This window comes from Micromonospora sp. NPDC005298, assembly GCF_040607375.1.
Taxonomy (GTDB): Bacteria; Actinomycetota; Actinomycetes; order Mycobacteriales; family Micromonosporaceae; genus Micromonospora.
In genome coordinates this window covers 95,701-118,309 of the sequence record NZ_JBEXGP010000006.1, presented here as the reverse complement: position 1 = coordinate 118,309, position 22,609 = coordinate 95,701, and the positions used below count along the sequence as shown (strand labels likewise).

Sequence of the window (22,609 nt, the reverse complement as noted above, 5' to 3'; positions counted from 1 at the left end):
GCGGTATGACCGCCGCTTCCACGCTGCTGGCGCACGGCGTCGGCGGCCGGCAGGACCTGCCGATCACGCTGCCGCAACTCGTCGTCGCCGCCGCGCTCACCCTCGTCGTCACGTTCCTCGCGCTCGGTCTGCTCTGGCGGGAGCCGCGACTGGACCGCGACGCGACAGGTGGCCGCCCGGTGCCCCGGTGGCTGGCCGGCCTCGTCGACGCGCCCGCGTTCCGGTGGGCGCTGCGCGGGCTCGGCCTGCTCGCCGCCACCTGGTTCTGCCTGGGCCTGCTGGCCGGGCCGGACACCGCCGACAACCCGACGGCCGGGGCGCTCTACGTGCTGCTCTGGGTCGGGCTGGCACCCGTGTCGCTGCTGCTCGGGCCGGTCTGGCGGGCCGTCAACCCGCTGCGGACCCTGCACCTGCTCGGCACGCTCGCGGCACGACGCGATCCATGGCGCGGCATCCGGGAGCTGCCGGCCGGCGTCGGGATCTGGCCGGCCGCCGGCACCCTGTTCGGGTTCGTGTGGCTGGAACTTGTCGCGCCCGACCGGGCCACCCTGCCGGTCATCACCCTCTGGCTGGCCGTGTACGCGACGGTCATGCTGGTCGGGGCCACGCTGTACGGCGCCGGCTGGTTCGACCGGGCCGACCCGTTCGAGACGTACAGCACGCTCATCGGTCAGCTCGCGCCGATCGGCCGCGCCGACGACGGCGTGCTGGTGTGGCGCAACCCCCTCGACGGCATCGCCGGGCTGCGACCCCGTCCCGGGCTGGTCGCCGTGGTGGTCGTGCTGCTCGGCTCCACGATGTACGACAGCCTCTCCAACGCGCCCGGATGGCTGCGCTTCAGTCAGGAGAACGGGCTGCCCCCGGTGGTCACCGGCAGCACCGGGCTGGTCCTGGTCATCGGTGCCGTCGCCGTCGCGTACCTCGCCGCCACCGGGGCCGCGGCCCGGATCGGTCGCGCCGGCCCCGCCGAGACCCGTGCCGTACCCGGCGAGATCGCCCACTCCATCGTGCCGATCGCGGTCGGGTACATCGTGGCGCACTACTACTCGCTGCTGATCCTGGAGGGCCAGCGCACCGTCGCGCTGCTGTCCGACCCCCTCGGCACCGGCGCGAACTGGCTCGGCACCGCCGGCTGGCAGCCGCACACCGGACTGGTCACGCCGTCCGGGGTCGCCACCCTCCAGATCACCGTGATCATCCTCGGGCACCTGCTCGGCACCCTGCTCGCCCACGACCGCGCCCTGTACCTGTTCCCCCGGGCTCGTGCCGTCGCCGGCCAGCTGCCGCTGCTGGCGCTGATGGTCGCCTACACCGTCGCCGGACTGCTGCTGCTCTACGCGGGGTGACCCGACCAGGTCCCGAGCCGTGCGTCAGGATGGCTCGTGGACTCCGATCTTCAGCGTTACCTCGACGACCTGGTCACCGCCGCCCGGGACGTGCTCGGCGCCGACCTGGTCGGCGGGTACGCGGCCGGGTCGGTGGGGCTCGGCGCGTACCAGGCCGGGCGCAGCGACGTCGACGTGGCGCTGGTCAGCGCCGGTCCGCTGACCGGGGTGGCGAAGCGGGCGCTGGTGGCGCGGCTGCGGCACGAGGCGCTGCCCTGCCCGGCGCGGGGGCTGGAACTGGTCGCCTACCGGCGCGCGGTGGCCGCCTCCGGCACGGCGGAACCCGGCTTCGAGGTCGAACTGAACACCGGGACGACGATGCCGCGCGACACGGTGGGCCACCGCCGACAGGCGGTCAGGCACGCGCCTTCCAACACCGGATACGCGACGAGATCGCCGAGGGGGCGGCCTCCGTCACCGCACCGGCCGGGCCTGGAGCGAGGCGAAGAGCAGGTTGAGACCCTCGGCCATGGTCGGATGGGTGATGATGGCATCCCGCAGGGCGGTCCACGGCATCCCCGCGAGCATCGCCAACTGCACCGACGTGATCACCTCTCCGGCCTCGGCGCCGAGCAGTGCCGCGCCGAGGATCCGGTCGGTGCCGGCGTCGATGACCGCCTTCCACATGCCCTCGGTCTGGCGCAGGGTCCGCGCCCGGGGGATCGCCGCGACGGGCAGACGCGCGATGAGGACGTCGTAGCCGGCGCGGCGCGCCTCGGCTTCGGTGAGACCGACCCGGGCCAGCTCCGGGGTGGTGAAGACGGTGTACGGGATCAGCCGCCCGGCGGTGCTCCGGCGCTCGCCCGCGAGGTTCGCCCGGATGATCCGGTAGTCGTCGAGCGAGGCGTGGGTGAACTGGGGACTGCCGGCGACGTCCCCGGCCGCCCAGGTCCGTTCGGCGGTGGTGCGCAGGTATTCGTCGACCACCACGAAACCCCGCTCGCTGAGCTGGACGCCCGCGGTGTCCAGGCCGAGCCCGTCGGTGACCGGGTCCCGGCCGGCCGCCACCAGCACGTCGTCGCCGGTCACCAGGCTGCCGTCGTCCAGGGTCACCCGGACGGTGCCGTCGGTCTCGCGGTCCACCCGGGCGACCGACACGCCGACGCGTACGTCGATGCCGTCGTGCAGGAAGACCCGCAGCAGCGCGTCACCAACGTCGGGATCCTCGCGGCTCAGCAGTTGGGGGCCGCCCTCGATCACCGTCACCGCGCTGCCGAACGACGCGAACATCTGCGCGAACTCCACCCCGACGGTCCCGCCGCCGAGCACCACGAGTCGGGCCGGCAGCCGGTCCAGGCGCAGCAGGCTCTCGCTGGTCAGCACCCCGGCCTCGGCCAGTCCGGGCACCGGGGGCAGGTGCGGACGCGTACCCGTGTTGATGACGACGTCGGCGCCGCGCAGCAGCCGTTCGCCGCCGTCGGGCAACGACACGCGTACCGTCCGGGGTGCGACGAACCGGGCCGTACCGATCACCAGGTGCAGCCCGGAGTCGAGGAACTGCTGCCGGTTGGCGGCGACCATCCCCTCGACGACGTCCTGCTTGTGCGCGCGCAGCAGGTCCACGTCGACCCGGCCGTCCTGGACCACCAGGCCGAGCGCGGACGCGTCGCGTAGCTGGCGGGCGGCCCGGGCGCTGGTCACCAACGCCTTGGTCGGGATGCACGCCACGTTGATGCAGCTGCCGCCGATCATGCCGCGTTCGACCATCGCCACCCGCCGGCCGGACCGGGCGACGTCCATGCCCAACGTCTTGCCGGCCTTGCCGCCGCCCACGACGAGCAGGTCGAACTCCTCCGGTCGGTCGGTCACCGGGCGCTCCTCTCGGTCGCCGGTCCGGTCCGGCGGGTCGCCGCCGGTGCGCGACGACCCGCCCAGCCTGCCAGCTCCCCGGAACCGTCGAGCCGGTTCCGCGCGGAATCCGCCCCGCTCACCGCTGACCCGTCAGGCGGTCAGTGGCGGGCCGTGCCGTTCTCGCTGACCGGCTGGCCGAAGGCCAGGAACGGCACGGGCGTCGGCACGTCGCCGCCGATGTGCCGCGGGTAGCTCGGCCGTGCCTCGGCGGGTGGCGCGGAGGCCTTCGGCTCGTCGGCGGCGTCCGAACCACCGGGCTCGGCAGCGACGTGGCCCTCGACCGGCTGCTCGACGGGCGCCCGCTCGGCCACGGGTCGCGCGGCCCGCTCGCGCTCGTCGACCTGCTGCTCGGCGCGCGCGTGCTCGTGCTCGTCGAGTGGCTGCTCGACGCGCGCCTGGTCGGCCGGGGGCTGCTCGAGGGCGGGGCGGTCGAGGCTGATCAGGTTGGCACCCTGCCGCTCCGGGACGGGCCGGTCGGAGGGGACCCGGTCGTGGGTGCGGGCACCCACCATCGGGTACTCGGCGGTCTCCGTACCGCCGGCCGCCGCGGCCATCACCGCGGCGGCGGCCAGGTCGGCCACCCGCTTGGCCTCCCGCTGCACCCGGGCGCGTACCTCCTTGGCGTGCCGCTCGGCGGAGTCTCCGGCCCGCCGGGCCTCCTCCAGTCGGGCGCTCTCGGCAGTGAGGTCCCGGCGGACCTCGTTCAGCCGCTGCTGCATCCGGGACAGCTCGTTCTCCAGCGTCTCGCCCTCCTCGCGGATCTCGGCGAGCTGCTGGCCGGCGGTGTCCAGTTCGGCGTTCAGCTGCGCGGCCTCCTGCCGGCGCTCGGCGATCTCCTGCTGCAACGCGGTGAGCTGCTCCTGGTGGCTGGCGGCCTGCTCGTCGGCCCGGTTGCGCAGCTCGGTCACGTGCTGCTGCGCCTCAGCCAGCAACTCGGCGATCTGCTGCTCGGTGGCGGCCCGCTGCTCGGCCAGCTCCTGCTCGGCGGCGGCCCGCTGCTCGGCGACCTCCTGCTCGGCGGCGGTCCGCCGTTCGTTGACCTCCCGCTCCACGCCGGCCTGCCACTGCGCCATCTCCTGCTGGTTCTTGGCCCGCGCGGCCTGGAGTTCCTGCTGGATCTGGGTACGGGCCGACTTCATCAAGGCGTCGGCGGCAACCCGGGTCTGGTTGAGCTGCTGCGCGCTCTGCTCGGTGATCCGCTTCGCCTCGTGCTGGGCGCGCTCGTGCACGGTCTCGCCGTCGACGCGCAGCTGCTCCGCGTGCTCGCGGATCGCGGTCAACTCGGCCTCGGCCAGGGTGCGCCGTTCCTCGTGGGCCTGCTCCTGCTCGGCGCGGCGGGCCGCCAGCTCCTCGGCGAGGTCCTGGCGTGCCTGGGCGGCGCGTTCACGGGTGTCGACGAGGATCCGCTCCGCCTCGGTGCGCAGCTCGTTGGCCCGGTCGGTGGCCGTCTCGATGATCATCGCAGCCTGCTTCTCGGCGAGAGCCATGATCTCGCCGACCATCGGGCCCAGATCCTGGAACGACGCCCGGTCCACCTGCACCGGCTGCTCCTGGAGCTCGGCCAGCTCGGCGCGCAGGCGCTGCACCTCGGCGGTCAGCTCACGGACCCGCACGGCCGAGTGCCCGTGCTCCTTGCTGAGCATGGTGATCTGCCCGTCGAGCTGCTCCAGGTGCCGATCCACCTGGCGTTTGTCGTAGCCGCGCAGGGCGAGCTCGAAGGTTGGCCGAGAGGCCGCATCGTCGCGTACTGCGAGCGGCTCAGCGCCGATGGACATGCACCATCCTCCGTACGGTCGGGCGCCAGGGTGCCGGCGGTCCGTGAGTGTGGCGCAACGCTACCGCCGAGCCCGCCCCCGTGCGAAGCCCCGTCCCCGCCCCGCGCGACCCGGTCCCCGCCGGCGTCGATCGTGGACGCGTGATGCCCGGAAGGTCGTAGTGGGCCGGCTTTGTCACCCGACGCCACTCCACGATCGACGCACGTGGCTGTGGGAATCAGCGGTGGCGGGCCACCAGGACCGCGTCGTGCAGGGTGACCGGGGCGCCCTCCGGGTCGGTGGCGGCCCGGGGCCGGGCCTCGGCGGTCACGATCTCCCAACGGGACGGGTCCAGAGAGGCGGCGACGTCCTCGGCCGTGTACATCATGTCCGGCAGGTGCATCCGCCGCGCCGACGTCCACAGGTCCGACGGGTGGTGCCCGACGATCAGCAGGGTGCCGCCCGGGGCCACCGCGGCGGCCAGCCGGGCGAACAGCTCCCGCCGCTGCTCCGGAGGCAGGTGCATGAACTGCGCCGAGACCAGGTCGTACGCGTCCTCGACCGGCGGCTTGTCGCGCAGGTCGGCGTGCGTGAACTCGATCCGGTCGCCGACCCCGACGGTGTCGGCGTGCTCGGCGGCGCGGGCCAGTGCCGTGGTCGAGATGTCCACAGCGGTGACCCGCCAGCCCCGCTCGGCCAGCCACACCGCGTCGGCGCCCTCGCCGCTGCCCACGTCCAGCGCGCGTCCGGGGGGCAGGTCGGCGGCCTCGGCGACCAGTTGCGGGTTCGGCCGGCCGCTCCACACCGCCGGCTTGGACAGGTAACGCTCCTCCCACGCCGGCTCCTCGAACGCCGTGGCCACCATCTGCCGGTAGGCGGTCACCGCCGCGCGGGTGTCCTCGGCGATCAGGTCCGCGTTGATCGCCGCGCCGGCGGTGAGGCCGGCCGCGGCGGACGCGATGACCTGGCCACGGATGTCGGCCACGTTGCCCGCCACCCAGACACCCGCGACGGTCGTCGCGCCCGTGGCGTCGGCCGGGATCTGGGTGCCGACGACGTGCCCGCCCATGGTCACCTCCTCCGGCGCCAGACCCAGAGGGACCAGCAGGTCCGCGCGGGGAACCGTCCGGGCCGCGACCACGACCGCGTCCAGCGCCACGACCCGGCCGTCGGCGAGTCGTACGCCGGACAGCGCGTCCCCGGTCACCTCCACCTCCGCGACCGGTCCCGGCACCACGGCGATGCCCCGGGCGGCGAGCCGTTCGGCGGTCTCCGCGTCGGGCGCGGGGGCGTCGTGCAGCAGGAGCAGCACGTGGTCGCTCCACTGTCGCCACATCTCGGCCTGGTGCACACCCATCGGCCCGGTCGCCAGGACGCCGATCCGCCGGTCCCGCACCTCCCAGCCGTGGCAGTACGGGCAGTGCAGCACGTCGCGGCCCCAGCGCTGGGCCAGCCCGGGCACGTCGGGGAGTTCGTCGGTCAGCCCGGTCGCCACCAGCAGCCGGCGGGCCCGTACGGCGCTCCCGTCGTCGAGGGTGAGCCGGAACCCGTCGTCGTCGCGGGTCGCGGCCCGCACCTCGCCGGTGCGGAACCGCCCGCCGTACCCGGCCACCTCGCCCCGCCCGACGGCAAGCAGCTCGCCCGGGGGCGTGCCCTCGCGTCCCAGGTAGTTGTGCACGTGGCCGGCCGGCGCGTTGCGCGGCTCGCCCGAGTCGATCACCAGCACCGACCTGCGGGCCCGGCTCAGGGCCAGCGCCCCACTGAGCCCGGCGGCGCCGCCGCCCACCACCACCACGTCGTATGTCTCGTCCACCGGTTGTCTCCCTCTGTCCGTCGTTCCGCCCCACCATCCGTCGCCCCCGAACGGATGGCAACTATCCTTGCCGTTATGGCAAATGAGGACGCCGCCGCGCTGGCCGCCGTCGGCCCCCGACTGCGGGCGCTGCGCCACCGGCGCGGGACCACGCTGACCCAACTCTCCGAGCTGACCGGCATCTCGGTGAGCACCCTGTCCCGGCTGGAATCCGGCAGCCGCCGACCCACCCTGGAGTTGCTGCTCCCGCTGGCACGGGCCCACCAGGTGGCGCTGGACGAGCTGGTGGACGCCCCGGCCACCGGCGACCCCCGCGTACGCCCCACGCCGATCGTCCGGCACGGCATCACGTTCCTGCCGCTGACCCGCCGACCGGGCGGCCTCCAGGCGTTCAAACTGATCTTCCCGCCGGACACGCCCGACGGCGACCGGACCCAGCAGACCCACGAGGGTCACGAGTGGCTCTACGTGCTCTCCGGCCGGCTACGGCTGCTGCTCGGCGACCGCGACCTGACGCTCGACCCGGGCGAGGTGGCCGAGTTCGACACCCGCGTGCCGCACCGCATCCTCAACCCCGGTCCCGGAGCCGCCGAAGCCCTCGTCCTCTTCGGCCCGCAGGGCGAACGGCTGCACGTGCGCGCCCGCCCCACGAACACCGGGGAACGGTAGGCGCGCGCCCGAGGACGTCACCGGCGGCGCGGCGTGACCAGTCCCGACTCGTACGCCCACACGACCAGTTGGGCGCGGTCGCGGCAGTGCAGCTTCGCCATCGCCCGGTTGACGTGTGTCTTGGCGGTCAACGGGCTGATCACCATCCGCTCGGCGATCTCCTCGTTGGCCAGCCCCCGGGCGACGAGCTCGACGATCTCCTGCTCGCGGGCGGTCAGCACCTCGCGTCCGGCCGTCGGCTCGGCCGGCGGTGGGCCGGCCACGAACTCGCTGATGAGCGTCCGGGTGACCGCCGGGGCGAGCAGCGCGTCGCCGCGGGCCACGACGGCGACGGCCCGCAGCAGGTCGGCGGGATCGGCGTCCTTGAGCAGGAAACCGCTGGCGCCCGCGCGGAGTGCGGCGAACACGTACGGGTCGAGCCCGTAGTTGGTGAGGATGAGGACGCGCACGGCGGCGAGGTCCGGATCAGCGGCGATGCGCCGGGTGGCGTCGATACCGTCGAGCCCCGGCATCTGCACGTCCATGAGCACGACGTCCGGGCGCAGGCGTCGCGCCAGGTCGACGGCCGACGTGCCGTCGGTGGCCTCGCCGACGACCTCCACGTCGTCCTCGGCGTCCAGGAGTGCCCGGAATCCGGCCCGCATCAGCGCCTGGTCGTCGGCGAGCAGGACCCGGATCATGCCGGGCCGTCCACCGGAAACGTCGCCCGTACCGCGAAACCCCGGTCGTCGCTGGCGGCGGCCCGCAAGGTGCCACCCAGCCCGGCCACCCGTTCCCGCATGCCCCGCAGGCCCACCCCCGGCGTCGTCGTCCGGCCCGGCGACGCCTGACCGTCGTCGGTGACCGAGACGGTCAGCTGCGCCGGGGCGTACTCCACGTGGACCCGCGCGGTGGCGGGGCCGGCGTGCCGGGCCACGTTGGTCAGGGCCTCCTGCACGACGCGGTACGCCGCCTGGTCGACCTCGGCGGGCAGCTCCCGTGCCGGACCGGTGACGGTCACCTGCACCGGTACGCCGGCCGCCCTGGTCCGCTCGGCGAGCTCGTCGACCCGGCCCAGTCCGAGACGGTCCCCGTCGGTGGGGGAGCGCAGGACGTCCAGTGTGGTGCGCAGCTCCCGCATGGCGGCGCTGCTGGCCTCCTGGATCGCCAGCAACGTGGCCGACGGTTCCGTGCCGTGTTTGCGGGCCAGGTGCACGGCGATCCCGGCCTGCACCTTGATCACCGAGATGTTGTGGGTCAACGAGTCGTGCAGGTCCCGGGCGATGCGCAGGCGCTCCTCCCCGGCGCGACGCAACGCCATCTCCTCGCGGGTGCGCTCGGCCTCGACCGCCCGCTGCTCGACCTGTTCCAGGTAGGCCCGGCGCTGCCGCGCGACGAGCCCGGCGACGTTGGCCGCCACGAACCAGCCGAGCAGGAGGGCGGTCCGCTCGACGATCAGCTGACCGGGCCGGTCGGCGGGGGCGACCGAGATGTCGTGGGCCAGGAAGCCGCCGAGGAAGACGACGCTGGCGACCGCGGCGGCCGACCGGTGCCCCCGCCAGGCCGCGACGTTCACCACGCCGAGCACGGGGAACGCGGCGGACACTCCCGGGTGGACCCGGACGTGCAGGGCCAGCATGGCGGCGGTCACCACACCCAGCGCCACCAGCGGATACCGCCGGCACACCGCCAGGGCCGCCGCCATGGCCAGGACCAGGACGACGTCGAGCGCCCGGATCGTCGCGGCGTCCGGCGCGAGCGCGGCGCTACCGAGCAGGAGGCCGCCGAGGGCGAGGCCGCTGAGGGCGTACGGCAGGTCGCGGCGCATGTGTCGAACTGTAGAACGGGCCGTCGTCGGGGGGCATCCACCGCCCGTGGTAGGAGGACGTACCGCGGGCGCGGTATCGGCGACCTCGCAGGTGTCTGCGGCGGCACGACGCTTTCCCGGCCCGTCGCGGCAAGCATCGAGCCCATGACATACCGCTTCTTCACCCCCACCGCGGCCAGGGCCGCGACCGGTACGACCGCGCGGGTCTACCAGCAGTTGCGGGACGACTTCCTCGGGCCGGTGCCGACCTTCCAGGCCCTCGCGGCCGTACCGGAGGTGCTGGCCGCGACCTGGGCACTGATGCGCGAGGGTCTGCTCGCCGGGAGCGCGTCCCGGGTCGACCGTGAGGTCGTCGCCGCGGCGGTGTCCCGGGCCAACCGCTGCCCGTTCTGCCTCGACGCCCACGTGATGCTGCTGCACGCCCTGGGCGAGCACGAGCTGGCCGAGATCATCGCCAGGGGTGGGACACCGCCCGAGCCGAGGCACGCCGAGCTGGTCCGCTGGGCCGAGGCGAGCCGCACCCCGACGGCGACCGACTGGACCAGCCGGTACGCCCCCGAGGTCACCGGCACCCTGCTCGCCTTCCACTTCATCAACCGGATCGTCTCGGCGCTGCTCGCCCCCGACCTGCTGCCCGGCGGCCTGCAACGCTCCCCGCTGGTGCGCTCGGTCGGCGGCCGGCTCTACGCCAGGACGGTCCGGGGGTCGACGGAGCCCGGCCGCAGCCTCGCCCTGCTCGGCACCGGCGCCGGCACGCCGCCGGCCTGGGCGGGGCAGAGTCCGGTCGGCGTCGCGTACGCGGCGCTGCGGGACGCCGCGAACCGGTGCGGGGACCTGCTGGGCGACGTGGCGCGCCAGACCGTCACGGCCACCGTGCGCTGGGAGGACGGGCGGTTTCCGGCCCGGCCCTCGGACTGGGCCGTCGACCTGGTCCGGGACGTACCCGGCACGGACCGCGTCGGGACACGGATCGCGTTGCTCGCGGCGTTCGCGCCGAGCGCGATCAGTGCGGGCGACGTGGCGCTGTGGCGGCTCTCCCATCCGGGGGACGCCGACCTCGTGCGGCTCGTCGCGTACGGGGCGATCACGGCCACCGATCACGTCGCCCGGGCCCTGACCTCGGCGCACCTCTAGGAGCTCACCATGCGCGAGGCGTTCGTCATCGTCAGCATCCTGTTGCTCGTCTCGTTCGCCCTGCAGTTCGTCTTCGCCGCAGTGGGCGCGTTCACGAAGCCCGCCGGCGACGGCGCGTACGCCCTGCACAGCGTCAACGGCATGGCGGTCATCCTCGTTCTCACAGTGCTCACCGCCCTGTGCGCCGCGATGGCGAAGGCACCGGGCCGGATCGTCGGACTGGCGGTCCTGCCGATCGGGCTCGTGGTCGTGCAGGCGCTCATCGCCATGCTCGCGAACGCGTCCACCGACGCCGCCGGCGCCAGCACGCCGCTCGGCCTGACCATCGCCGGGCTGCACGCGGTCAACGGAATCATCGCGGTGCACGTCGTGGTCGGCGTGTTGAGGGCAGCGCGACAGCTGGACCGACCGGGACCTGTCGACGCCGCACCCGTGACGGTTCGCGAGGGGGAGCCGGCATGACCACCGGCTCGCTCCTCGCGGCCGACCTCGTGATCGCGGTCCTGGCGGCCGCCGGATGGCTGGGCGGTGGCGCGGCGTCCGCCGCTCGGCGTCGCCCGCTCGCGCTGGGGCTGGCGGCGTTCGCGCTGCTCGCCACACTCGCCCGCGCGGTCACGATCATCGCGCTCGCCCGCACCGGCTGGTGGTTCGCGGCCGAGAAGGTCCTCATCGCCGCCCCACTGTCGCTCGCGGGGATGACGCTGCACCTGATGTACTCGTGAGCCTCCGCCCACGGGTACGCGGGGAGCCTCCGGCGCGATGCCGGAGGCTCCCCGATGTGCCTGTCAGTTGAGGGCGTAGATCTCCGCGGCGGTCGTCCACGGGTTGCCGTTGACCTCGCTCAGAGCGCGCAGCCGCAGGTACTGCCCGGTCTTCGCGGTGAACCGGACCTCCTTCTGGCTGGCGTTGTTGGCGAAGGTGCCGGTGGCCACGGCCGTACCCCAGGTGACGCCGTCGGTGCTGACGTAGACCTCGTACTGGCCGATGCGTCCGTTGGCCGCGCCGGAGCCGCTGTCCTGCCGGGGCAGGTAGCGGATTCCGGAGACCGAGTAGCTCGCGCCGAGGTTGATCTGGATCTCGTGGGGCATCGGGGCGTTGCCGCCGGTGTACCTGGTGTGCCAGATCGTGCTGAGGTTGCCGTCGAAGGCGTTGGTGGCCGCCCCGTTCTCGGCGGCGGTCTCCTGGCTGTCCGTGTACTTCAGCGACCAGCCGGTGCGGGGGATGACGCCGGCGCTGGGCACGCAGACCGTGCTCAGCTGGTGCGCGCCCCGGTCGGGACGGCATCCCTGGGTGACGGCGCCACCGAAGTAGTCGCGGCTGCCCGGGGCGGTCATCACCTGGCCACTCGCTAGTGCCGGTGAGCCGGCGCGAAGCCGGTAGCCACCGGCGTCACTGATCGAGGTGGCGGTGCCCGGCGAGACGAACAGCGGATCGGCGGTGATCTTGTTCGAGTCGGTGGGTTCGCCGGCCGGGTGCTGGCCGTAGAACACGTTCGAGTCGAACAGCAGAGCGCCGGCGTTGTAGCTGGCCTGGGTCGTGGTCACGTAGAAGATGTTGTTGTAGAACTCGACGCTGGCACCGGCTGAGCCGTTGCCGTTGTTGATGATCTGGGCTGCCTCGCCCACGTAGAAGACGTTGTTGTAGATCTTCGTGTTGGTGAGCTTCCCGCAGACCAGGTCGAAGATCTGGCCGCGGTCGTTCTGGCTGATGTTGTAGCGCACGATGTTGTCCTTGGTGGTGGAACCCCCGCCGTTGCAGAGCAGGATGAAGCCGCCCTCGTTGTCGTGGCTGTAGTTGTACTGGTAGATGGTGCGGATGTTGCCCTCGTCCAGGTCGAGGCCCTGGCCGTCACAGGTGCTCCGGCCACCGCTGACCTCGTTGAACTGGAACACGGCGTCGTTGATGTTCCAGCCCCAGATGCCGGCGGCGCACTGCGCGGGCTCGCGGACCCGGAAGCCGTCGACCCGGTTGTTCTCGACCAGGGCGCTCTGGGTGTGGTGCACGTCGATGGCATCGCCGCCGATGTCGGTGACCGTGTTGCCCCGTACGACGACCCGGGTCTGCGGAAGCCAGTTTCCGCAGGTGGAGCCGCAGTTCGGGTTGGCCAGCTCGGGTCGGACCATCCAGCGGGTCCAGAAGTGGATGCCGTAGCGGTCGACGGTGGCGATCGTGTTGTTGTTGATCAGCACGTCATCGAACTTCGTCTGCGTGGTGTAGCCGAGGACCTCGAAGAAGATGCCGGCGCTGGCGTCGTCGTCCTTCTTGGTCTGGTTGCCGTTGACATCGTGGACGCTGAGCCCGGTCACCCGGTAGTAGGTGCCGGTGCCGGAGTTCTCGCGGATGATGTGCACGCCACGGCGGGTGGCGATCGCCGACCCCTTGTTGGAGATGTCCAGGTTGCGGATCTCCCAGTACTGCTGGTTGTAGAGCTTCACGACGTCGATGACGGCACCGTTGCCGGCCAGCACCGGCTTGGCGCCGCTGCCGTAGGCGTCGATGATGATCGGTGCGCCGGCCGCGCCGGAACCCTTGGGGAAGAGTTGCTGGTTGGCGCAGGTCGTGCCTCGCCGGATCAGGATCTGATCTCCGGCGGCGAACGTCTTGGCGTTCACCGGCGTGAAGCTGTTCCAGGGGCTGGCCTGGGTGCCGCTGCCCGAAGTGCTCGCGGAGCAGTCGACGTAGTAGTTCGTTGCGGCTGCCGCGGCGGGGGGCGCGGCGACCAGTATTGCGGTGGCTAGCGTGGTCAAAGCCACCAACGAGGACCTGAACAAACGCATCGGAAGTCCTAACCATGGGGGTGGTGGGGAGCAGTTCACTTCCTTGGAGCTGTGCTGCGCGTACGACCGGGGGTGAGGCCAGCGACGGGCCCGGGGGACCACGGGCTCCTCGGCCGACGCCGGTCCGGGTCACCGGAACTTTCTGTTGTAGTCCGCGAGAAGGCCGATCAGCACGGCGAGGGCCACGAGCATGATCGCGAGGTTGCCCCAGCCGACCGTGGGCCGGACGACCACCACGGTGACGACGCAGGCGAGCGCGACCAGTGTCCGGGCGACGACGAGCAGTGCGGCACGGGTCGGTTCCTTCATGACATCCCTTTCTCGGGCCTCAGCCCTTGACGCCGCCGGCGGCCATGCCCTGGATCAGGCGGCGCTGGATCAGCGCGTACAGGAGCAGCACCGGCACGATGACGATGACCATGCCGGCGTAGAGCCGCCCGGGGTCCGCGGCCGCCTTCTGCGCGGCCAACAGGTTGAGCAGGCCGACCTGCAACGTCTTGCCCTCACCGGGCAGCAGCGTCAGCGCGATGATGAAGTCGTTCCAGTAGGCCAGGAAGTTGAACAGGATCACCGTGGTGACCGCCGGGCGGGCCATCGGCAGCATCACCCGCGTCATGATCCGGAAGCGGGATGCCCCGTCCAGCAGCGCCGCCTCCTCGAAGTCCCCCGGAATCGACCGGAAGTACGCGCTCAACAGGTAGATCGTGAACGGGATCGAGGTCGCCGCGTAGACAAGCGAGAGCATCGCCGGGTTGTCGAGGAAGAACCCGTCCGGGAACACGTCGACAAGTGCGCGGTCCCAGTCGACAAGCATCAGGAAGATCGGCACCACGATGTAGTTGACGTTGACGAAGAGCCCGGCCAGCAGCGCCACCTCGACGATGCGCTTGCCGCGGAACTCGTACCGGGCGATCACGTACGCCGCCGGCACCGAGACCGCCAGCACGAAGATCAGGCCGAGGAGGGTGACGAGCACCGACGTGGCGAAGTAGCTGCCCATCTGCGCGCCGCCGAACGCGTCGACGTAGTTCTGCAGGTGCAGGCCCTCAGGCAGAGTCCAGGGGCTGCCGAAGAACTCGCTCTTGCGCTTGAGTGAGGCCACCAGCACCCAGCCGACCGGGACCACGATGAGCAGGGTGATCGCGCCGACGAGCAGGTGGGTGAGGCCACGGCCGGGCCGCGGACCAGATTTGTTGATCGTGGTCATGGGAGTGTCCTCTAGAACTGGAGGGGCTCACGCCGGGTCGCGCGGCTCACCAGGAGCGACACGAGGAACGAGAAGGCGAAGATCACCACGCCGATGGCCATGCCGTAGCCGTAGGTCGAGTTCGTGTACGCCTGCTTGTACATGTAGCTGAGCAGCACTTCGGACGCGCCGTCCGGACCGCCACCGGTCATCGCCCGGACCAGTACGAAGCTGAGGTTGACCGCACTGAGGATGAAGAAGGTGAGCGTCGTTCGCAGGTTCTGCCAGATCAGCGGCAGCGTGACGGCGAAGAACTGCCGGGCGGCCGACGCGCCGTCGAGCGCCGAGGCCTCGTACAACTCCTCAGGGATGCTCGCCATGCTCGACATGTAGATGACCATGTAGTAGCCCAGCGACTGCCACAGCATCGCGATCGCGACCGAGTAGAGCACCAGCTTCTGGTCGCCCAGCCACACCCGTTGCAGTCCGTCCAGCGAGAGCAGCCGGAGGGTGCCGTTGAGCAGGCCGTTCTCCTGGTCGTAGATGGCCGAGAAGATGGCCGCGATGACCACGACCGAGAGCACGTTCGGGACGTAGAGCACGAACCGGTAGAGGGTGTGGCCGCGCAGCTTCTGCCGGGTCATGACGGCCGCGAGGAACAGGCCCATCCCCATCGTCACCACGGTCACGACCACGAGCAGCGCGACAGTGTTCTGGAACGCGCGCAGGAACTGCTCGTCGTCGATCAGCTTGCTGAAGTTGTCCAGGCCGATGAACCGCATCTGCGCCGAGAAGCCGCTCCAGCTGTAGAGCGACATCCGGAACACGCTGACGGTCGGCCAGATCATGAACAGCGCGAACAGTGCCAGCGCCGGCAGCAGACAGGCGGCGACGAACCGACCGTCGCCGCGTCGGCCGCGTGCGGCGGTACCGCGCGTCGACGCCGGGGATCGACCGGGCGCTCGCTCGCTGGCGCCCGGGGTTGGTGGAGTGAGGGTCGTCGTCACCGTGACCAGTCCTTGGTTCTCGCGGGGGAGGGGATCGGCGGCAGCCCGGTCACGGGCTGCCGCCGGGGCGTCACTTGCCCGCCTGCCGCAACTTCTCACTGGCGTCGTTCAGCGCGGTCTGCCACTGGTCGACGGTCTTGTCGCCGCTGATGATGCTGTTCGCGGTGTCGAAGAGCGTGCCCTTGATGTTCACGCCCTCGACCGGCGCGGTGCTGGCGAAGCCACCGACCAGGGCGGAGATGCTCGGGTCCTCGTAGAGCTGGTAGAACGGGGCGATCTCGGGGGACAGCGTCGAGGCCTTGCCCTTGATCGGCTGGATCGCGTTGGCCTTGGCGAAGATGCCGGCGGCCTCGTCGGAGTAGAGGTACGCGACGAAGTCCTTCGCGGCGTCCTTGTTCTGGGCGCCGCTCGGCACCCAGGCCGACTCGACGATGGTGGTCAGGTAGCGCTTGGCGCCGGCGGCGACCGCCGGCAGCGGGGCCATCGCCCACTCGAAGCCGGTGGTGCGCGGCGCGTCCTTCATCTCGCCGACGACCCACGTGCCATTCGGCATGAAGAGGGTCTTGTTGTCGAGCAGGGACTGCTGGTTCTTGGTGAAGTCCTGCTCGTTCGCGTACCCCACTGTCGTCTTCGCCGCGTAGCTCAGCAGCTTGGCGGTGATGTCCAGGACCTGGCGCGCCTGGGCGGTCTTCCAGACACCCTCGGAGTACGTCATGGCGTCCTTGTAGAACTGCTCACCGCCGACGTCCGCGAGCAGCGCGAAGAAGAACGAGTCCAGGTAGCCCGCGGTCGGGTACGTGAACAGCGCGATGCCTTCGGCCTTGGCGGCGTCGCCGAGCTTGAACATGTCGTCCCAGCTGGTCGGGACCTGCCAACCCTTCTGCGCGAAGAGGCCCTTGTTGTAGACCAGGCCGGTTGGCGCGTAGTACATCGGCATCAGGTAGGTCTTGTCGTCGTTGTACGGGTTGGTGCTGAGGTTGCCGACGATCCCGTCGGCGAGCTTGGACCGCACGGTGGACTGTTCGCCCGGCACTGTCATGTCCAGGACGCCGGTGAGGTCCTCCAGCGCCTTGTCCTTGACAAGCGTCTCGGCGAGCGCGGCCTTGCGGCCCTGGGGCAGCACCACGACATCGGGGAACCTGCCAGCCTTCATGTTGGGGCTGATCTCGTCCTCAAGGGTCTTCGAGAGCTGCAGCTGCACATCTACGTCGGGGTGCTTCGCCTTGTAGGCGTCGACGACCTGGACGTACATGTCCCGGCCGTAGCCACCCTCGAAGGCCGCGATCTTCAGCGTCTTCTTGCCGTCGGCGGCGTCGTCGCCTCCGGAACAGCCAGCGAGCAGGCTCAGCGCTGTCGCTGCGGCGACCGCTAGGACGAGTGGTCTTCTCAACATGGGGGGTCCTCCATGGGCGGTGCGCACGGCGGTGCGGAATTGAGCGGCGTGGACGAGGCATGGCATGGGCCTACAAGATCGCGGGGCGGCCATGCGTTGTTACTGTGGCACCCGTAACATGAGCCGTCAAGAACGATGTGCCGACAGCGCGGAGGGGGTCAGGGGGTCAGCGGGACCGCGGCGCGGCGGTCGACTCCCGGACGATGAGGCTCGGCTGCGCCCCCGACTCGCCGGCGTCCTCGGTGCCCAGCAGAAGCGCCACGGCGGCGGCCCCGGAGCGGTAGAAGTCCTGGCGGACGGTGGTGAGCGGTGGGTGGCAGTACGCCGCCAGCTCGATGTCGTCCACGCTCACGATCGACACGTCCGCGGGCACCGAGCGGCCGCGCTCCCGCAGCGCCCGAATCACGCCGAACGCCATTTCGTCGCTGGCCACGAAAATGGCCGTGACCTCGGGAATCATCGCGAGGATCTGCCCCTGGCGGTAGCCGGACTCGGGCGACCAGTCGCCCTCGAGCGCTGGCGGCGCGTCGATTCCGGCGGCGGTCAGGCACTCCTGCCAGCCCTGCCGGCGCTGCCGTGCCTCGATCCACTCGTCCGGTCCCGCCACGTGCCACACCTGGCGGTGCCCGGAGTCGAGCAGGTGCTGGGTGGCCATCCGCCCGGCCTCGTGCTGGTCGATGCCCAGCACCCGGGCGCCGGTGGTGCGCGAGCCGTCCACCGTGACCGTGGGGATGTCCCGGGTGATGTCCTCCATCCGCTGGGTCACGGAGATCAGCGGGACGGCGATGACGATGCCGTCGACGCCCTGATCGGAGAGCTTGAGCAGGGACTTCTCCATCATGGCGGTGTCCAGCTCGGCGATTGTCGCGATGCTCACCGAGTAGCCCGCCTGCCCGGCGGCCGCCTCTACCCCGGCGGTCACCGCCGAGCGCGAGTAGTAGCCGCCGGACTGGAGCAGGACCAGGCCGAGCGTGAAGCTGCGGCCTGAGGACAGCAGCCGGGGAGCGCCGTTGTACCGGTATCGGAGCTGCTCGACGGCGGTGAGCACGCGCCGCCGGGTCTCGGCGTTGACGTTCGGCGAGTCGCGCAGGGTGCGGGAGACCGTCTGCGCGGACACACCGGCGGCGCGTGCCACATCAGCCATGCTCGGCTGCTTGCCACGCATTGTCGCCTCGGTCATCGGGCCGCCCTCCTGGAAACCTGTTACGGCCGCATCCTATCGGCATTGTTAGAAATGGCACGGGTAACATAGGCTGCCGCCATGATCGAGACGACCCGGCGGGGCAGCGCGGTAGCGCCGCCGACGAGACCCTCTCCCGCGCTCGGCTGGCACGACCGCCAGCTCCACCGGCACGGGGTCCCGCACCGCCTCCTGTCCGGCGCCCTGCACTACTTCCGGGTCCACCCCGACCTGTGGCGCGACCGGATCCGGCGGCTGGCCGACCTGGGTCTGAACACCCTCGACACGTACGTGCCCTGGAACTTCCACCAACCGCACGCGGATCACGCACCCCGCTTCGACGGTTGGCGTGACCTGGAGGCGTTCATCGCGCTCGCCGGCGAGGAGGGCCTCGACGTCGTCCTGCGCCCCGGCCCGTACATCTGCGCGGAGTGGTCCAACGGCGGGCTGCCGGCCTGGCTCACCGCCCGCGACGTCGCCCTGCGCACCTCCGACCCGGCCTTCACCGAACCGGTGGAGCGGTGGTTCGACCACCTCATACCCCGCATCGCGCGGCAGCAGACGCACGCCGGTGGACCGGTCGTGGCGGTACAGGTCGAGAACGAGTACGGCAGCTACGGCGACGACGAGGCGTACCTGCGCTGGAATCGCGCGGCCCTGGTCGACCGCGGCATCACCGAGCTGCTGTTCACCGCCGACGGCCCCACCGAGCTGATGCACGACGCGGGTACGGTGCCCGGAACGCTCGCCGCCGCCACCCTCGGCTCGAAGCCCGAGGCCGCCCGTGCCCTGTTCGCCCAGCGCCGCCCCGACGAACCGTTCGTGGTCGCCGAGTACTGGAACGGCTGGTTCGACCACTGGGGCGAGCGGCACCACGTGCGCGCCGTGGACAGCGCCGTCCGCACTCTCGACGCCATCATCGCCGAGAGCGGAAGCGTCAGCCTCTACATGGCGCACGGCGGCACCAACTTCGGGCTGTCGGCCGGTGCCAACGCGGAACGAGGCCGGCTGCAACCCACAATCACCAGCTACGACTCCGACGCGCCGATCGCCGAGGACGGGACGCTCACCGCGAAGTTCCACGCCATGCGCAGGGCGCTGGGCGCCACCGGCCCGCTGCGGGTGCCCGAGCGGATGCCGGTCCTCGCGCCGGCGCGGGTGCCGTTGACCCACCAGGCCGACCTGATCGCCGGCTTGCGCGCCGTACCGGCACCGGAGTCGACGGGGCCACGGCCGGCCACCTTCGAACAGCTCGGCCTGGACGCCGGGATGGTGCTGCTCACCGCCCACCCGAAGATCCCCCCGGGCGAGCACACCATCGTCCTGACCGACGTGCGCGACCGGGCCGTCGTCCTCGCCGACGGTGTACCGATCGGAGTGGCCGACGGTGCGCACCCGGATATCCCGATTCACGGCACCGGCGCGCCCGTGCGCCTGGAGATCCTGGTGGAGAACCTGGGCCGGATCAACTACGGCCCGCTTGTCGGACAGCACAAGGGCCTGCTCGGCCCGGTGCTCGTCGATCGCCGGATCGTGCACGGCTGGACCAGCTCCCCCATCGCCCTGACCGAGTGGACACCTGATGACCTGCGCCGTGCGACAGGTGCCGGACCGGCCTGCACCGGCGCCGGTTTCGCCGTCGCGACGGTACGCCTCGACGAGCCCGCCGACACCTTCCTGGCACTGCCCGGCTGCGCGCACGGCCTGGTCTGGGTCAACGGGTTCCTGCTCGGCCGCTACTGGGACATCGGCCCGCAGGTCACTCTCTACTGCCCGGCGCCACTGCTGCGCAGCGGCGAGAACACAGTCGTCGTCCTGGAGACCGACCGCCTCGGCTCCGTCCTGGAACTGCGCGACCGGCCCGAGTTGGGCCCCACCGAGGAGTACGTCGAGGAGTTCGAGTGACCGACGAGCGGGGTACGGTGCCGCGCTTTCAGCCCGATCGCGGCACCGGATCCGCCCGCCGTGGCCCGGCGCATGGTCATTCCCTGGCACCCTCATCGGCGCTCGGGGCGTCCCGGATCGCGAGCGCGGCCTGGATCAGCGCGGCGTGGGTCAACGTCTGGGGGTAGTTGCCGAGGAACGCCCCGGTCGCCGGGTCCACCTCTTCGCCGTAGAGGCCTAGTGAATTGGCACGTCCGAGCAGTTCCCGGAACAACTCGACCGCCTCCGCGCGTCGTCCGGTGTGTGCGAGGGCCTGCACGAGCCAGAACGAGCAGGGCAGGAACGCGCCCTCGGAGCCGGGGAGACCGTCGCGCCCCGGTGGATAGCGGTAGAGGAGCGGGCCACCGGCGGAAAGCCGGTCGCGGATGGCGTCTACCGTGCCGCGTACCCGAGCCGACCCGGGATCGTCGACGCCAAGCAACGGCAGGACGAGCAGTGCCGCGTCCAGCTCTGACGAGCCGTAGCCGCGGACGTAGCTTGCCTGCGACGGGTCGAAGCCCCGGAGCCGGACATCGGTGGCGATGGCATCCCGGGCGCGCTGCCACCGGCGGCGTTGCCGCTCGGAGAGCCGGTGGGTGTCGGCGATGCGTAGGGCACGGTCGACGGCGAGCCAGCCCATGAGCGTGGAATGCACATGCTGGACGGGCTCGCGTACCTCCCAGATGCCGGCATCGGGCTCCGGCCACCGCCGGGCGACCAGATCGGCGAAGCCGCGTACCGCCCGCCACATCTCCGAGTTCAGGGGGTGTCCCGCCTGCACGAGCACCCACGCGGCGTCGACCACCCAGCCGTAGCCGTCGAGCTGGTGCTGCTCGGCGGCGGCATTGCCGACCCGTACCGGCACGCTGTCGAGGTAGCCGCGCCAACCGGGCAGCTCCCGCTCTCGCGGTACGTGGCGGCCGTCCAGGGTGAGCAGCGCCGGCAGGCGTGGTCGCTGCAACCGGCTGGCGTGCAGCAGCCAGGCGAGGAATCCGTTGGCCTCGTCGAGTTTGCCGACGCCGAGGAACGCGTTGACACTGATGCTGGCGTCTCGCGGCCAGACATAGCGGTAGTCCCAGTTGCGCACCCCGCCGGGGTCCTCCGGCAACGACGTCGTCGGTGCGGCCACCGGCGCCTGCGAGGGAGAATAGGTCAACAACCGCAGGGTCAGCAGACTGCGTACGACGCTCTCCCGGAACGGCAGCGAGACGTCGATGTCCGCGGCCCAGCGTCGCCAACGGTCCTCGTCGGCGACGAGAAGGTCCCAGGCCGCAGCCGGCTCGACGTGGACCAGCGGTTCGCGATGGGCGATGGCCAGCACGATGGTGACCGGATCGCCCGGGGTGACGGTGAGCGCGGTGGGCGTACCCGGTTCGACGGTGAGGTTTGGTGCGCAGCCCAGCGACACCGCGAGGGACCCCCACTCACACACGAGATCCCGGCCGCGGTGGTGGACCCTCGGTCGGCGGTGCCGGGCGCCGAGCCGGGGATCGAATTCCACGACGGCGTCGACCGGACCTCCCTGGGCGGACAGGCGCCGCACGAGCAACGTCGTGGGCAGCAGCCGTCCGTCGAGTTCGGCCACCATGGCCTCGGTGAGGGTGAGGCGAGCGCCGTCCACCGTCCACGTCGTCTCCAGCGTGGCGCTGTGCCGCCGGTAGCGCCGTTCGACGACCGGGGCGGGCGCGGCGGGGCCGACCCGGAAAGCCCCCGCCGCCGGGCCGCCGACCAGGCGGCCGAACAGGGGGTCGCCGTCGAAACGGGGTACGCAGAGCCAGTCGATCCCGCCGTCAGCGCCGACGAGGGTCGCGGTGCGGGTGTCACTCAACAGCCCGTAGTCGGTGATGGGTGCCGGAGACCGCTGGTGGGCCAGGGGGACCCCGCTCACGGAGAACCACCGGCGACGAGCGGCGAGCGACCCCGCTCGCCACGCCCGGTGCCGCTCACCGGGCCTGAAGGAGCAGCCCGAGGACCACCCCGTAGATGACATGGACGACAGCCGTGACGGCCGGGGTCTGAACGCCGTAGTTGAGACCGAACAGGCCGGGCGGCTCCAGCACCGCCGTGCTGGCCGGGCCGGACCGATGTGACGCCATGCGCGGATGGACACCGGGCAGCAGAGGCAGGAGCACGGTCAACGCGATCGCGACGTGCAGCGCACCGAGCAGTGCTCCGATCCACCAGGTGGCGCGATGCAGTACGGCGAACACGGCCGCGTACCCGAGAGCGAAGCCCTGGCCTGCGGCGAGGTGCATGAAGAACCCCGCGACCCGGGCCCGGTCGGGATCCTCGGTGACGATGGTTCCGAGCACCAGCGGAAGGTCGAGACGGGTGAGCCCGACCATCTGAGCAGTGATCATCGACGCGGTCAGCGCCGCGGTGGCGACGATCCCGAACAGCGCCCATCCGGCCCAGTCCATCTCAGCGGGAGCCGGCGTCGTCGGCTTGCCGCGCGTGACACCTGTACGCGCCGGCGCGGACAGGCGGGCGTGGCGGCACCTGTCGAACGGGAACCATGCCGCCGGTCCGTACGCGGCACGGCCATCTGAGCCCGGACATCGCACGCCTTCCGGCTCGCACGGGAGAGGCAGGGACAGCACCGTCCGTGGCGTGAGCCCGCATTCGACTCTCCGCCCCGGCGGTCACCCGGACCTACCCTAGGCGCAGGACAGGCGCCCGACCGGCGGTTCGCCGGACAGGCGTGCTGACGGACAGCGCGTCGGGCCCCGG

Annotated in this window: 20 protein-coding genes; 6 read left to right on the top strand and 14 right to left on the bottom strand. The window is 71.7% G+C overall.

The window, feature by feature from the left end:
* Positions 1–5 precede the first annotated feature (5 nt).
* Positions 6–1,346, top strand: a complete 1,341-nt coding sequence (locus ABZS77_RS13755; RefSeq protein WP_354822241.1) for a hypothetical protein — start codon at positions 6–8, stop codon at positions 1,344–1,346.
* Between the two features lie 24 nt (positions 1,347–1,370).
* Here ABZS77_RS13755 and ABZS77_RS13750 read toward each other — a convergent pair whose 3' ends face one another.
* From ABZS77_RS13750 to ABZS77_RS13735, 4 genes are all read right to left on the bottom strand, one after another.
* Complete coding sequence (locus ABZS77_RS13750) at positions 1,371–1,748, bottom strand: hypothetical protein (protein WP_354822239.1); 378 nt, start codon at positions 1,746–1,748, stop codon at positions 1,371–1,373.
* 51 nt (positions 1,749–1,799) lie between these two features.
* Positions 1,800–3,194: an FAD-dependent oxidoreductase gene (locus tag ABZS77_RS13745; RefSeq protein ID WP_354822237.1), complete on the bottom strand. Its 1,395-nt coding sequence runs from the start codon at positions 3,192–3,194 to the stop codon at positions 1,800–1,802.
* Positions 3,195–3,334: 140 nt separating this feature from the next.
* Positions 3,335–5,011, bottom strand: a complete 1,677-nt coding sequence (locus ABZS77_RS13740) for a DivIVA domain-containing protein (protein ID WP_354822235.1) — start codon at positions 5,009–5,011, stop codon at positions 3,335–3,337.
* Between the two features lie 217 nt (positions 5,012–5,228).
* Entirely contained in the window at positions 5,229–6,803 is a 1,575-nt protein-coding gene (locus ABZS77_RS13735) for a bifunctional NAD(P)/FAD-dependent oxidoreductase/class I SAM-dependent methyltransferase (RefSeq protein WP_354822233.1), read from the bottom strand.
* Between the two features lie 75 nt (positions 6,804–6,878).
* On the opposite strand from ABZS77_RS13735, the gene ABZS77_RS13730 reads away from it, so the two are divergent.
* A complete protein-coding gene (locus ABZS77_RS13730) occupies positions 6,879–7,472 on the top strand; it encodes an XRE family transcriptional regulator (protein WP_354822230.1) in 594 nt (197 codons plus the stop codon).
* Positions 7,473–7,489: 17 nt separating this feature from the next.
* Here the strand turns inward: ABZS77_RS13730 and ABZS77_RS13725 are convergent, their stop codons facing one another.
* A complete protein-coding gene (locus tag ABZS77_RS13725; RefSeq protein WP_354822227.1) occupies positions 7,490–8,152 on the bottom strand; it encodes a response regulator transcription factor in 663 nt (220 codons plus the stop codon).
* Positions 8,149–9,279, bottom strand: a complete 1,131-nt coding sequence (locus ABZS77_RS13720) for a sensor histidine kinase (protein ID WP_354822225.1) — start codon at positions 9,277–9,279, stop codon at positions 8,149–8,151. Before ABZS77_RS13720 ends, ABZS77_RS13725 begins: the two co-directional genes overlap by 4 nt.
* Positions 9,280–9,423: 144 nt before the next feature.
* Here ABZS77_RS13720 and ABZS77_RS13715 point away from each other — a divergent pair, with 144 nt between their 5' ends.
* From ABZS77_RS13715 to ABZS77_RS13705, 3 genes are read left to right on the top strand one after another with little or no spacing between them, the layout of a single operon-like run.
* Positions 9,424–10,413, top strand: coding sequence for a carboxymuconolactone decarboxylase family protein (locus ABZS77_RS13715; protein ID WP_354822222.1), 990 nt, complete (start codon positions 9,424–9,426; stop codon positions 10,411–10,413).
* Between the two features lie 9 nt (positions 10,414–10,422).
* Entirely contained in the window at positions 10,423–10,875 is a 453-nt protein-coding gene (locus ABZS77_RS13710; RefSeq protein ID WP_354822219.1) for a DUF6220 domain-containing protein, read from the top strand.
* The gene (locus ABZS77_RS13705; RefSeq protein WP_354822216.1) at positions 10,872–11,135 is read left to right on the top strand and encodes a hypothetical protein; all 264 of its coding nucleotides are present in this window, start codon (positions 10,872–10,874) and stop codon (positions 11,133–11,135) included. Before ABZS77_RS13710 ends, ABZS77_RS13705 begins: the two co-directional genes overlap by 4 nt.
* 63 nt (positions 11,136–11,198) lie before the next feature.
* On the opposite strand, the gene ABZS77_RS13700 is transcribed toward ABZS77_RS13705, so the two are convergent.
* From ABZS77_RS13700 to ABZS77_RS13675, 6 genes are all read right to left on the bottom strand, one after another.
* Positions 11,199–13,166, bottom strand: a complete 1,968-nt coding sequence (locus ABZS77_RS13700) for a discoidin domain-containing protein (protein WP_354822213.1) — start codon at positions 13,164–13,166, stop codon at positions 11,199–11,201.
* Between the two features lie 153 nt (positions 13,167–13,319).
* A complete protein-coding gene (locus tag ABZS77_RS13695; RefSeq protein ID WP_354822210.1) occupies positions 13,320–13,499 on the bottom strand; it encodes a hypothetical protein in 180 nt (59 codons plus the stop codon).
* A gap of 19 nt (positions 13,500–13,518) precedes the next feature.
* Positions 13,519–14,397, bottom strand: a complete 879-nt coding sequence (locus ABZS77_RS13690; protein WP_354822207.1) for a carbohydrate ABC transporter permease — start codon at positions 14,395–14,397, stop codon at positions 13,519–13,521.
* 11 nt (positions 14,398–14,408) lie between these two features.
* On the bottom strand, positions 14,409–15,383 hold the full coding sequence (locus ABZS77_RS13685; protein WP_354822204.1) for a sugar ABC transporter permease: 975 nt from the start codon (positions 15,381–15,383) through the stop codon (positions 14,409–14,411).
* Positions 15,384–15,453: 70 nt separating this feature from the next.
* On the bottom strand, positions 15,454–16,776 hold the full coding sequence (locus tag ABZS77_RS13680; protein WP_354822201.1) for a carbohydrate ABC transporter substrate-binding protein: 1,323 nt from the start codon (positions 16,774–16,776) through the stop codon (positions 15,454–15,456).
* 166 nt (positions 16,777–16,942) lie between these two features.
* On the bottom strand, positions 16,943–17,956 hold the full coding sequence (locus tag ABZS77_RS13675) for a substrate-binding domain-containing protein (protein ID WP_354822198.1): 1,014 nt from the start codon (positions 17,954–17,956) through the stop codon (positions 16,943–16,945).
* An 81-nt stretch (positions 17,957–18,037) separates the two neighbouring features.
* Here ABZS77_RS13675 and ABZS77_RS13670 point away from each other — a divergent pair, with 81 nt between their 5' ends.
* Entirely contained in the window at positions 18,038–19,861 is a 1,824-nt protein-coding gene (locus tag ABZS77_RS13670; RefSeq protein ID WP_354822195.1) for a beta-galactosidase, read from the top strand.
* A gap of 76 nt (positions 19,862–19,937) precedes the next feature.
* Here ABZS77_RS13670 and ABZS77_RS13665 read toward each other — a convergent pair whose 3' ends face one another.
* Positions 19,938–21,767, bottom strand: coding sequence for a glycoside hydrolase family 15 protein (locus tag ABZS77_RS13665; RefSeq protein WP_354822192.1), 1,830 nt, complete (start codon positions 21,765–21,767; stop codon positions 19,938–19,940).
* A 55-nt stretch (positions 21,768–21,822) separates the two neighbouring features.
* Positions 21,823–22,299, bottom strand: a complete 477-nt coding sequence (locus ABZS77_RS13660; RefSeq protein ID WP_354822189.1) for a hypothetical protein — start codon at positions 22,297–22,299, stop codon at positions 21,823–21,825.
* Between the last annotated feature and the right edge of the window lie 310 nt (positions 22,300–22,609).

Bases quoted from the DNA above. Each gene is read 5' to 3' on its own strand.
- ABZS77_RS13725 (WP_354822227.1), bottom strand. From the start codon at position 8,152: ATGATCCGGGTCCTGCTCGCCGACGACCAGGCGCTGATGCGGGCCGGA.
- ABZS77_RS13715 (WP_354822222.1), top strand. From the start codon at position 9,424: ATGACATACCGCTTCTTCACCCCCACCGCGGCCAGGGCCGCGACCGGT.
- ABZS77_RS13720 (WP_354822225.1), bottom strand. From the start codon at position 9,279: ATGCGCCGCGACCTGCCGTACGCCCTCAGCGGCCTCGCCCTCGGCGGC.
- ABZS77_RS13730 (WP_354822230.1), top strand. From the start codon at position 6,879: ATGGCAAATGAGGACGCCGCCGCGCTGGCCGCCGTCGGCCCCCGACTG.
- ABZS77_RS13710 (WP_354822219.1), top strand. From the start codon at position 10,423: ATGCGCGAGGCGTTCGTCATCGTCAGCATCCTGTTGCTCGTCTCGTTC.
- ABZS77_RS13670 (WP_354822195.1), top strand. From the start codon at position 18,038: ATGATCGAGACGACCCGGCGGGGCAGCGCGGTAGCGCCGCCGACGAGA.
- ABZS77_RS13740 (WP_354822235.1), bottom strand. From the start codon at position 5,011: ATGTCCATCGGCGCTGAGCCGCTCGCAGTACGCGACGATGCGGCCTCT.
- ABZS77_RS13680 (WP_354822201.1), bottom strand. From the start codon at position 16,776: ATGTTGAGAAGACCACTCGTCCTAGCGGTCGCCGCAGCGACAGCGCTG.
- ABZS77_RS13690 (WP_354822207.1), bottom strand. From the start codon at position 14,397: ATGACCACGATCAACAAATCTGGTCCGCGGCCCGGCCGTGGCCTCACC.
- ABZS77_RS13705 (WP_354822216.1), top strand. From the start codon at position 10,872: ATGACCACCGGCTCGCTCCTCGCGGCCGACCTCGTGATCGCGGTCCTG.
- ABZS77_RS13755 (WP_354822241.1), top strand. From the start codon at position 6: ATGACCGCCGCTTCCACGCTGCTGGCGCACGGCGTCGGCGGCCGGCAG.
- ABZS77_RS13660 (WP_354822189.1), bottom strand. From the start codon at position 22,299: ATGGACTGGGCCGGATGGGCGCTGTTCGGGATCGTCGCCACCGCGGCG.
- ABZS77_RS13675 (WP_354822198.1), bottom strand. From the start codon at position 17,956: ATGACCGAGGCGACAATGCGTGGCAAGCAGCCGAGCATGGCTGATGTG.
- ABZS77_RS13695 (WP_354822210.1), bottom strand. From the start codon at position 13,499: ATGAAGGAACCGACCCGTGCCGCACTGCTCGTCGTCGCCCGGACACTG.